Origin of the sequence: Haematospirillum sp. H4485 (assembly GCF_012102745.1) — a bacterium.
Classification (GTDB): Bacteria; Pseudomonadota; Alphaproteobacteria; order Rhodospirillales; family Rhodospirillaceae; genus Haematospirillum.
In genome coordinates this window covers 68,980-80,000 of the sequence record NZ_JAAVSY010000012.1, presented here as the reverse complement: position 1 = coordinate 80,000, position 11,021 = coordinate 68,980, and the positions used below count along the sequence as shown (strand labels likewise).

The 11,021-nt window shown below is 54.1% G+C and carries 9 protein-coding genes; 4 read left to right on the top strand and 5 right to left on the bottom strand.

The features are described 5' to 3' along the window. The first annotated feature begins 195 nt into the window (after positions 1 to 195). The 3 genes from HEQ61_RS09365 to ccmB all read left to right on the top strand — a co-directional run bounded on the left by HEQ61_RS09365 (position 196) and on the right by ccmB (position 7,116). The gene (locus HEQ61_RS09365; RefSeq protein ID WP_209315705.1) at positions 196 to 5,586 is read left to right on the top strand and encodes a hypothetical protein; all 5,391 of its coding nucleotides are present in this window, start codon (positions 196 to 198) and stop codon (positions 5,584 to 5,586) included. A gap of 145 nt (positions 5,587 to 5,731) precedes the next feature. After that, the gene (ccmA, locus tag HEQ61_RS09360) at positions 5,732 to 6,448 is read left to right on the top strand and encodes a heme ABC exporter ATP-binding protein CcmA (RefSeq protein ID WP_168020983.1); all 717 of its coding nucleotides are present in this window, start codon (positions 5,732 to 5,734) and stop codon (positions 6,446 to 6,448) included. After that, complete coding sequence (gene ccmB / locus HEQ61_RS09355; RefSeq protein ID WP_168020984.1) at positions 6,445 to 7,116, top strand: heme exporter protein CcmB; 672 nt, start codon at positions 6,445 to 6,447, stop codon at positions 7,114 to 7,116. Before ccmA ends, ccmB begins: the two co-directional genes overlap by 4 nt. A 6-nt stretch (positions 7,117 to 7,122) precedes the next feature. Here ccmB and gcvA read toward each other — a convergent pair whose 3' ends face one another. The 4 genes from gcvA to HEQ61_RS09335 all read right to left on the bottom strand — a co-directional run bounded on the left by gcvA (position 7,123) and on the right by HEQ61_RS09335 (position 9,640). Beyond that, positions 7,123 to 8,067, bottom strand: coding sequence for a transcriptional regulator GcvA (gene gcvA / locus HEQ61_RS09350; RefSeq protein ID WP_168020985.1), 945 nt, complete (start codon positions 8,065 to 8,067; stop codon positions 7,123 to 7,125). 274 nt (positions 8,068 to 8,341) lie between these two features. Continuing rightward, a complete protein-coding gene (locus HEQ61_RS09345; RefSeq protein ID WP_168020987.1) occupies positions 8,342 to 8,740 on the bottom strand; it encodes a hypothetical protein in 399 nt (132 codons plus the stop codon). A gap of 179 nt (positions 8,741 to 8,919) precedes the next feature. Further along, positions 8,920 to 9,138 carry a DUF1150 family protein gene (locus HEQ61_RS09340; protein ID WP_168020989.1) on the bottom strand — a complete coding sequence of 73 codons (219 nt, stop codon included), beginning with the start codon at positions 9,136 to 9,138 and terminating at the stop codon, positions 8,920 to 8,922. Between the two features lie 16 nt (positions 9,139 to 9,154). Beyond that, the gene (locus HEQ61_RS09335; RefSeq protein ID WP_245183229.1) at positions 9,155 to 9,640 is read right to left on the bottom strand and encodes an Hsp20 family protein; all 486 of its coding nucleotides are present in this window, start codon (positions 9,638 to 9,640) and stop codon (positions 9,155 to 9,157) included. A 200-nt stretch (positions 9,641 to 9,840) separates the two neighbouring features. On the opposite strand from HEQ61_RS09335, the gene HEQ61_RS09330 reads away from it, so the two are divergent. Continuing rightward, a complete protein-coding gene (locus HEQ61_RS09330) occupies positions 9,841 to 10,527 on the top strand; it encodes a class I SAM-dependent methyltransferase (protein ID WP_168020992.1) in 687 nt (228 codons plus the stop codon). Between the two features lie 20 nt (positions 10,528 to 10,547). Here HEQ61_RS09330 and HEQ61_RS09325 read toward each other — a convergent pair whose 3' ends face one another. After that, positions 10,548 to 11,003 (bottom strand): SufE family protein, encoded by a 456-nt coding sequence (locus tag HEQ61_RS09325; protein ID WP_209315706.1) that lies wholly within the window; start codon positions 11,001 to 11,003, stop codon positions 10,548 to 10,550. Positions 11,004 to 11,021 lie beyond the last annotated feature (18 nt).

The following is an 11,021-nucleotide window of genomic DNA, read 5'->3' as shown; positions in this document are numbered from 1 at the left end:
AATTGGAGCGGCGCTTTCACGGCGAGGGTCAGGGCGACGGTTGTTGACACGCCGGAGGGCGGTGGCAATGCGGTCACGAAAACCGTTGATGTTCCTGTCGCGGTCAATGTGACGCCGGTTATTGATGGTCTGAGTTTTGAACTTTCTCATGGTACGAGAACAGCCAGCCATCCTGATCGGAGTATCCCCTTGCGTATGGCGTTCTCTCTGGAGGATAGGGATGGGTCAGAGCAAGTTACTCAGATTCTGTTCAAGAATCTTCACGGCTGGACACTGCACGATGCCAATACGGGTGAAAGCTGGGGTCCATCACGTGATGGTTCCATCAGCTATCCCGTACCACAGCATGCCTCTGGATCCATGCAGCTTGATGGTCTGTATTTGGTGCCCCCGGGCACGGGGCGGATTTCCAAAAATCTGAATGTTGCTGTCAAATGGAAAGAAGAGAGACTGAATACGGAACGTACCCAGTCAGCCACGTTGAAGGTTGTGGCCGCTTCGTCGGATGTGCAGGTTGATGCTTCTGGCACGGACCAGACAGCAACTGAGAATGCAGAATTCGAGTGGAGTCCGATGTTTACGTCCTCGAATCCAGATTATTCCGTAAGCAGTGTAGCCATTTATTCCAATGATCCTGATATGGCGAATAGTCAGTGGAAGACGACGGCCGGTGGAGCATTCACTAAGCCGACAGAGGGTCGTTATCCATATCGATTTGATGGCGTTGCTTACAAATATAAGGTCAATGTTCCAGTTGAGAGCATCATCCGTGGGAATGACGGGACTCTCAGCATCCAAGACATGTCGGTAAAGACGCCGAAGCACAATGTGGAAAATGTGGATCTTGATGTTGCCTTTGGTCTTACGCTGAGGCCTGTGACAGGTCGCATTGCCAAGCAGGTTACCGTGCATGGCCGTCTTGATGTATTGCCCCGCCCTGATGATGTTAAGGCCTTTCATCTTCCTGATTCGGTAGGTGGGAACGAGGATGAAAACGGAAATGCCTTTGCCTTCAATCTTTCATTGGATCTGGAAGATGATGATACCTCGGAGAAGGTCGAGGTGTTGCGTTTTCAAAATGTGCCTAATGGCGTTGCCCTGCGTCCTCCGGGATCTTCCGATGTCATTCGACCAAGTGGTGGTGTGATTGACTGGAGGCTGCCTGAAGGTCTTTCTAAGCCTTCTGCTGGGCGTGTCAGTATTCAGGGTCTTTCCTGGGTGTTGCCTAAGCATGCGGCCTTGCCGGATAAGCAAAAGATCGAGGTCTTGGCTTATATTCGTGACGCGCGACAGCTTTTCAAGGAGTCTGACAGGGATCACCCCGGTATTTCTGATTGGGCAACGTTACGGTCTTCTTTTTGGTTTGATGTTAGGCCCGTTCCGGATGCACCGAACAATAATTCGGTGCATGTTTCGGGTGATGAAGACACCTGGATACCCCTTGGGTTGTCATGGTCAAGCCCGGACCAGGACAGGTCCGAGATTCTTTCGGTTACTTTGTCCGGGTTCCCGGAGGGTACGTCTGTTCGTTATCTAAAAGATGGAACAGAGCGCGAGCTCGTTATGGAAGATCCGGCCAGCCTTCTGGAGCTTTCTGGCGAAGAGCACAGGAGTCTGGCTGTGAAGGCACCTGCAAACTCTGATGAGGACTTTGAACTGAAGGCCGTTATACGGTCGACAGAAAGCCGTACCGCAGAGTTCAGCGAGGTTGTGTCTTCTGTTCGTGTTTCTGTTCGTGGTGTGGCGGATGGTACTGGAGAACCGGGACAAACATACAAGCGTACCGGTAAAGAAGATGAGCCTGTAGCTCTGAGACTGGACCAAGTGAGCTCCCGTGATACGGACAGGTCCGAAGATGTCAGCTATCATCTGGATTTATCCGGCGTTTTCAAGAATTATCCGCATTATGAGCTGCGTGCCGGTGGGTCTTCGGATCTGGTGGCTTTGCCCGGTCAACCACATCATTTTGCGGTTGGGAAGGGTGCTCTGGCAAGTCTTTCGCTCTTCTTGGGGCCTGATGCATCCGGGGTTGTCTCAATTCCGGTGCAGGCTGTCTTTACAGAGCGTGAGGGCGATGTCCGGGTTGAGTCGCATATCCTTCAGGTTACGGTAGAGCCTGTGCCCGATATTCCTTTTGAAGGGCCTGTCTCTCAACCCATTGAGTTGGTGATAGAGGGGGGGGGGCCTGTTGTCCATGGTACTGTTGTACAGAATGCTGGTGGCCATACATCGCCCGAGATTCTCTTGCCCAAACCCGTTGACAGATCCAAGCCCTCTGTTAACCAGGATCTGGCGGCATCTTTCTTACCCTTGCCCAAGAATGCCCAGGAAGACGCGTGGGCTGTTATTCCTCTGACAGCTACCCCACTGGATCCTGACCGCTCCGAGAAGGTTTCGGCTGTCTCCTTGACGACAGAGATGAAAGATTTCGATGTTTATGTCAGGGAAGGAAATGGGCATCTGAAGCGCTTGGTCTGGGATGAGACAGTTGGGAGCTATGTTGAGGAGGTTACAAGAAATAGTAACCTTGTATCTTTCAGCGAGCTTTTGCTGGATCCAAAAGGTGATCGCACCAACCTTGGAGGGGACCGTGTCCCTTATGCCTTGACCTTCACGCTGGATGATGGAGATCCGGGGAAAGGTAGTACGCGTCAGGTATTTGAGCTGAAGCGGGAATTGAAGGTTGTCCCTGTGGCTGATGATCCTGTTGTCGAGGTGTCCCAAGCACGAACACCTACGGCACAGCTGCCTGATATTGGGAAAGCTGCCGGTCTGAATGTTGTTCTGCGCAGCGGTGAGGCGCGTGAAGCGAAACCTAACGATCCTTCTACAATCAGGAAAGAGGGGTCTGTTGATGGAAAGATTTATGTATCCGACGGGTCTGAGGCTGTTCACCTTGTCATATCTGGTATGAAGCCCGGCGCTGTCCTTCTGGACCGTGCGAATAATGTGATTGGCCACAACAATGGTGAGGGAAGCTGGTTCCTGGATGCACAGGTCATTGATGGCTTGCGCAATCCTGTTAATGGTTCTATTCGCGCCGGGGCCATCCAGGTTTGGGCGCCGCCTGGCGTACTTGACGATAATAACAAGCTGAAATTGCAGATTGAGGCTATTGCGGTCGAGAAGGAAGGAACGTCCTCTGACGCGATTCGCCGGGTTGAAGTACCTGAGGTCGTTGTGAGTTGGCAGGCTCCGGGGGTGAGAGGGGCATCTGGTGGTATGGTAGGCAATCGTCTCTCTCTGGCATCACGCTATGTCTCACGGTCAAGAAATAATAAAATACAACGAGAGGAGGTTCCCCAGCCGAAAGTTCAGATCAAGGACAAAGCTGCTCTGGTGGCTATGGAAGATGGTCCCCTGTTTTTGTCAGGGGTATCCGTTGTTACGGATGCTCCCCTGCGTTCCTACACCTCGCTGAGTGCGGTGATCTTGGTACCCAGGGGCTTTCTGCTGGCAGACCATATACCTTTGTCAAAGGTTGAGCCCTATGGCGAGAACCAGAAGGAGCTGCCGGAATTCGCGAAAAAGGGGAAGAATCCCGGCTACACGTCCTATGTTGTACCAGGCGGTGACCTGTCACACCTTTCCGTGATCCGTGATCCCTCTGTCAAGGAGGCGGAACATTATGCGGGTCCTCTGCCGATATACGTTGAAGGGGTTGTGACAATTGCAGGTCGTCAACCGATAAAAACCCGGCAGGCGGTAGAGTTTGATGTCAAGCCGGTTGTAGATGGTGTTGAACTGTCCGCCAATCCGTCTGCCGGTAAGGAAGGAGATACATTTATTCCCTTGGGGCTGGATGCCAAAAAGCTGGATCCATCAGAGGAAATTCGCTCCCTGTCCATTGAAATGAAAGGTGATAACGGCAAGGTTACGTTCGTCGATAGCGCAGGGCAGTCTGTGAATGTCAGTAACCTCTCGCTTGAGCAGCTGAAAGGTTTGGGCATAAAGCCTGCCGCAGATTTCTCTGGATTTGTATCCTTTGTTGTCAAGGCGATAACCAAGGATGGCGTTGATGAGAAGGAGACGTTGCTGCAGGTGACCACCTCTGTTGATCCGGTTGCTGATATGCCGACGCTCGTCGTGCCCAAGGACCCTCTTTCAGGTACAGAGCATGATGGTAATGGCAATCCTGCATTGATTCCTTTGAACATCAAGGCAAGTTTGGGAGACAACGACGGGTCTGAAGTCCTCTCTGTTGTTGTTGATGGCTTGCTCAAGGATGGCAAGCCCGTTGGCATACTGGTCGACGAGCATGGCAACGTACTTGCCGGTAACATGCCCAACGGACGGTGGGTTCTGAATGTGGATGCTTTGCAGAACGGCGTTTATTTGCGCCCGGCTCCCCACTTTGGTGGTGTTGTTACCTTGAAGGTTACGGCACAGGCCCGGGAAAAAATGTATCGCCCGGATAGTGAAGAGTTGGATGCTGTAAAAACTGTTGAAGACACAATAGAGGTTCACATCAAACAGGTGGCGGATAAACCGCACCTGGATGTCGGATTGGGGTCTGTGACGACTGATGAGGACGAAGTGGTTTCCCTTGGTATTCAGTCGGTTTCCCTTGTTGACCCGGACGGGTCGGAGATCCTTTCTGTGAGTGTGTCGGGCTTGCCCAAGGGTGCGGTCCTCGGGACGCTGGTCGGTAACGTGTTTACGCCGCTGAAGGCAGGGTCCGGGGGTGATCTGACATCCACCGGTGAAGGTGCGTCCCTGGATGTTCCGGCTGGTACGGACTATACGACGCTTGCGGTGCGCCCGCCGGAGAATTGGAGCGGCGCTTTCACGGCGACGGTCAGGGCGACGTCGACTGAGACCGAGAGGGAGACAGGTGCCTCGTTGAGTAGTGACAGCCGCGATGCCACGGTCCAGGTTACGGTAGAGCCGGTTCCGGATCTTCCTCGCTTTGAGCCTATAGATGTGACACGTCAATCTTCTGCCGATCCCATTGCGATAGGGGATGTGTTCAACGCTGTTAGTCCAGCAAAAGTCGATAAATCCCCGCAACTATTTTTGCAGTTCAAGCTTGATGATGGCATGAGCGTTGGTTATCTGCGTAATGGTAAGTTTGAGAAGCTTGGCAAAGAAACTTCTGATGGCTGGACAGAGGTTGAAGCAGGCTGGAGGCCCTATCTCTATCTTGAAGGATCTGGTCAGCTTCAGTATCGGGTTGCTGCGCAGGAAGGGGATAATGCCTCCAAGCGTGTTTATACTGCTGAAAAAACGATAACGATTGGGGAGGAGGCAGCGTCTTCATCGAGCGGTTCCAGAACGAAACGGTCTGTGGACGAGGCTTATGAGATGTCTCCGGCACGGGAAGAATCGGACGACAACCGTGATGCCGAGAATAGGCATCTTGCCTGGGATCATTACCTTTCACCGCCCGGTGCGCAGGTTAAAAGCGATGTCAAGCCAGATGAACAGTTGACTTATGTCGTAGGCGACTCACATTCGTCCTCTGCGGGAGGGGGTATGGCGGGTGAAGCTTCATCCCTGACGTCGCTGGAGAGTGATGCGCTTGGTGGTTTTGGTGATTCCTATGTCGATGATCATGCTGGTTTGCATCAAACACCCTATCTGTAAGCGTGCCGTGAGGGCTTGAGTTTTTCTGCGCTGTGTTTGTCGTGGAGGTTGGCTTCTGATCTTCACGACAGATACAACGCTTTCCTTTGCCGGTTCTGTTTGTTTTTTCATTCCTGTTGCCGGCTTTCTGGTATGGTCCAGTCCTATGAGCCGTCATACTCTACCGCCTGATTTTCATGTCTCCCGCCCTCCGTTTCCGGCTTTGGACGTAAGGGGGAAGGCTTTGGCCTGCCAGCGGGGCGGGCGCATGGTATTTCGTCATCTTGATGTTCATGTCACGTCCGGTGATGCGGTTCTTTTGCTGGGACCAAATGGATCCGGGAAGTCGAGCTTGCTCAGGATGTTGGCCGGGTTTCTCCCTGTTGCCAGTGGTTGCCTGGAGTGGGGTCAGGCTGATCAGGACAGGAACAGCTCTCACTCTGTTGTTCGTTATCTTGGTCATCTTGATGCGCTGAAGCCGGCCCTGACCGTGCGCGAGAATATCGTATTCTGGTGCCGTTTGTTGGGCGAGCCGGTGGTGACAGTGCCATCTGTGGACTCAATGGCTCTCTATATGGGTATTTCCCACCTTCTGGATTTGCCGGGGCGTTTCCTTTCAGCCGGTCAGCGTCGCCGTGTTGCCATGATGCCGCTGGTTCTGTCTTCTGCTCCGCTCTGGTTGATGGATGAGCCGGCCACAGCCCTTGATGCCGGTGCTGTTCATATCCTGGAGAAGATTATCGCGGCTCATCGTGCACGTGGTGGGGCGATTGTCTTGTCGACGCATACTGAGCTTGATGTGCCCGATGCCCGTGTCATTCGTCTGGATGACTATGCCCCCAGTCTGGCCGCACGATCTGATGATCCAGAGGTGTTACGGTGAGTCGGTTGTGGCCTGTCCTGTGCCGTGATGTTCGGTTGGCCATGCGCCAAGGAACCGAGAGCGTGACGGTTATTGTCTTTTTTGTGCTGACCGTCGTTCTGTTTCCCTTTGGCCTAGGGCCGGAAGCCAATCTTCTGGCGCGTGTTGCCCCCGGTGTTTTGTGGGTGGTGGCGCTGTTGGCATCGATGCTGTCTCTGGATCGCCTGTTCTCGGGTGATCACGATGATGGATCACTGGAGTTGCTGACCCTCTCCCCCGTCCCCTTGTCACTTCTTGTCCTGGTCAAGGCATTGGCGCATTGGCTCACAACCGGGCTCCCGCTGGTGGCTGTGACGCCTTTGTTGGCTTTGCTGTTGGGTCTTGATGGATCAGCCCTGGGTATGCTGCTCTTGGCTATGATGCTGGGAACTCCCATTCTTTCGCTGATTGGAATGGTTGGTGCTGCCTTGACCTTGGGCTCTCGACGCAGCGGTGTTCTGCTGTCGCTTCTGGTATTGCCGCTGTACGTCCCTGTCCTGGTGTTTGGTGTTGCGACTGTTGATACCGTTCTGGTCGGCCAACCGTCTGTGTCACCCTTGCTGATGCTGGGTTCCTTGCTTTGTGGAGCTTTTGCCTTGTGTCCTTGGGTTGCAGCCGTCGCTGTACGCCAGTCAATCGAAGACGCCTGACTGGACTCAGGCTGGAACAGCGCGTTCCCGTATCTCTAACTCTACAGAATCAGATCGGGTTATTTCCAGAAGCCATTGCGCGAAGACCGCCTGTGCAGGGGCAATCTGTTGTGCACCGGATGTAACGATATAATACGCATTATTGACGGGACGCGAAATGCCGAAAAGGGGCACCAGTTTTCCGCTGCGCAGTGGTTCGGATGTCAGGACTGTGCTGGCCAGCATAATCCCCAGTCCCCTGATTGCGGCCATGGTCAGGGCTGTGCTGTCTGTGAAGTACATGCTCTGTTGCAGATCGGCTACATGGATACCAGCCATGTCAAGCCAAGGCTTCCACTGCAGCCATGGCTCACGGGGGGATCTTCCTGTGTCATGCAGAAGTGTATGGTACTCCAGATCTGACCAGTCATTCAGGGGATGTCCGTTGTCAGCAAGTACAGGTGCGGCTGCCGGAAGGATTTGCTCATTCATCAGAAAGGTGGCACGTACTCCTGGCCAGGTTCCCTGCCCGCAGCGGATGCCAAGGGCGGGGCTTTCTGCATGGGCTGTTGACTTTATATCTCCTGTCGACAGATGAAGCTCGATACCGGGCCAACGGCGACGAAAGTCTGCAAGACGTGGAACAAGCCAGTGTCGCGCCATGTCGGCTGGCGCCGTAATGGTCAATTGTCCTTTCAGGCCGCTTGTATGCAGGTACTCTCCCGCCCGTGACAGGAGATCAAAGCCCCGTGTCAATTCGGGCAGATAGGCGCGTCCTTTTTCTGTCAGGCGTAGTCCACGTGGCATGCGTTCGAACAGACTGATGCCAAGAAAATCCTCGAGGCCTCTGACCTGATGGCTGATTGCTGTTGGGGTTACATGCAATTCCTGTCCAGCCCGGGCAAAACTTCCCAGCCGCGCTGCGGCCTCAAAGGCGCGCAGTGCGTTCAGAGGTGGCAGCCTGCGGGCCATGGATACTGTCCTTGTTTCATCGGGTTGGTCAGCGTGTTTTGTTTGTTAATTGCGTGTATACTATATACGTATGCACGTTCTTATGCTGACATCCTGTCACTGAGTTATGTTCCGGGCAACAGGAAATATTAGAAATATACTTATAAATCTGTGTGTTGTGTTTTTGTTTCCCCGGGATCCAGAAAATTACAGGCAGGCATATTGCCGGAAAGTCGATACGGATTAACAATTTAGGAAAGATTTTTTTTATACCATCGCTTATTGGTAGCGATTCTCAGGCCGGTGGTGGAACCGCAATGGTATCCAAGCTGCGGATGACGATCGGGGCATGATCCGGCGGATTGACAACAGCACTGCTGGTCATGCGTTTCGTAAACCACCCTCTGCGTCCGGCTTCTTCGACCAAGGCGGCTGGTGAGATGGCCTGCCAACCATTCAGATGGGTTTTGAAACTTCCCCCAGAGGCCCAGAAGTCTAGTTCCTCGATCAGCGCGGCGTCTGTCAATTTTTGTGCTTGCCCCATATTCCAGGCTGTGATCAGAAGCATCATAGCATCCGGGTCAAGCCGTTTGTCCAAGCCGCGCTCGACCAAACTTGACCGGAACTCATGCCACGTCGCGGCTCCGGACAAGATGGACAGGGCTTCGCGCATAAAGGGGTCAGGGCCAAACATCACGGACTCCCTTCAGGAGCGTCGAGATTTTTGCATCCTAACATTGTATATGTGTCGAATTCCAGAATTAACGAGAGGAATGATTCTCTTTACCGGGCGAATCCGTATGGTTCCTGTGCGATTGTTCCAGTGGTTTGGCCATACAGCTTGCCCTATAACCCAGGCTGTATGGCCTTTGGTTAGTGAACGCTGTGGGGTTGCAGGTCATTCTGGACCGCAGCCGCAAAGGCTACAGCCCGGCTTGTCGCCAGGCCCAAGTGTTCTCCCTCGTCGCTGAATACGGCCCACAGGGGGCGTCCGGATACTTCGACAGAGCGGACATAAACCGGCTTGCCGGGGAATGTGCCCGTTTCCGGCGATCCCGCCGGTGGCTTTTTGTGATGGCGGTCGTTGCTCATAGCCAATCTCCTGCTCTTAGCGGTCCTTGCGGGGCTGGGGGGCAAGGTCGATTGTTTGCGTCTGCGGTGTTTGATTACTGCGATCCCGGTTGCCGCTTCCAATCTTGATCTGGCGTATAACCGGCTCTGGAACAGGGCGCTGGAGGTCGATATGCAGCAGTCCATTATCCATATAAGCACCAACCACCTCTATGCCCTCAGCCAGGACAAAGCTGCGTTGGAACTGGCGTGAGGCGATGCCACGGTGCAAAAATATACGATTGCCGTCATCTGCGGACTGGCGCCCCCGGATCACAAGCTGGTTGTCCTCTGTCGTGACGGAGAGGTCTTCCTCGCGGAAGCCTGCCACGGCCAAGGTGATGCGCAGGCAGTGTTCGCCAGTTTGCTCGATATTATAGGGTGGATAGCCCTCTGCCGAGCTTTTGGCAACACGGTCAAGGACGCGCTCTACGTGGTCAAAGCCAAGTAGAAGCGGGCTGTTGAAAACAGACAGGCGTGTCAAGGGAACCTCCTTTCGAGCGTATCCCGAAGTCGCATTGGGCCCGGAATTCCGGCACCCGGCCTCAGAGATCCATGTGTGTGGCATCTCCTTGTCCTTAATTTCGGCACAGATGAAGTGTCCGTCAAGGGGAAGAGAGGAAAGCACCTTGAGATGCAGTGTGTTGGCTGGTTTCTGGCTTCAAGGCATGGCATGATAAACAGGTGAAGGATACGAATCCGGATATATTGCAGTCCGGCCTTGGAGCCCTTTCTGCAGACGGCTACCCGACGGTTCTGGAGCGAATCGCCGGGAGCTATGATTTCACGCTCCGGCAGTCCGGTCCCGTTCCCGAAGCGGTCTTATGGCGTGGTCGTCGCCATCAAGCGGCAAGGTTTCGTGCTCTTTTGTCAATTATGGGTTCAGATCGCTGGCGTCGCGGGATCAGCCTCAACGATGTTGGCTGCGGGTATGGTGCGCTGTGGCTCTGGTTGGGGTGGCGATGGCGGGTTCTTGGCGGTTCTTACACCGGGTACGACATCAGCTCCGAGATGCTGGATGCAGCCTGTCGCCGTATTTCTCACCCCAAGGCTCGGTTTGTTCGTTCGGCTGTTCCATCGTTTATGGCTGACTACACCGTTGCATCCGGTGTGTTCGGGCTGCGCCTGGATATGGAAAGCCAGGATTGGGAGGCGTGGGTCGAAGCCTTGTGCTTGGCCATGGCCCGTGTATCCCGGCGCGGTTTGTCCTTCAATATCCTGGACGGACGGCGTTCTGCTTCTTGTCAGACCTTGTGGTACAGTGACCCGGATACGGAGAAGAGCCGGGCCGTGCGTCTCTTCCCCGGGGCCAATGTTCGCATTGCCCAAGGGTATACATCGGGTGACTTTACGGTTCTGGTGCGTTTCTAGGTCTGCAAACGCGCCTTTCTTCAGGAATGAGGCGGTTCATTCCCTGCCTTCTCGATCCGGTCACGTGCTACGGATCGAACAACCTGAACAACGGATGCAACGCCATTCCGGCGGTTCGGGCTGATGTGCTGATCCAGTTCCAGCCGCGCAAGCTGGGCATCTGCATCAATGGACAGGATATCCTTGGGTGTCTTGTCCGAGAACAAGGCAAGCAGAACAGCCAGAAGACCTTTGACGATGTGGGCGTCACTGTCTGCCGTGAAAAATAGGTGTTCTTCCTCGCCTATACGCTCGATCCGGTGGGTCAGCCAGACTTGGCTGATGCATCCTTCCACCTTGTTTTCGCGGGTCCGGCTTTCTTCAGGGAAGGGTTCCAGTGTGCGTCCCAGATCGATGATGTAGCGGTAGCGGTCTTCCCAGTCGTCGAACAAGGAGAAGTTCTCCACCAGCTCATCCATTGTCAGGTTTGCACCCATTGTTCCGTATCCACGCCG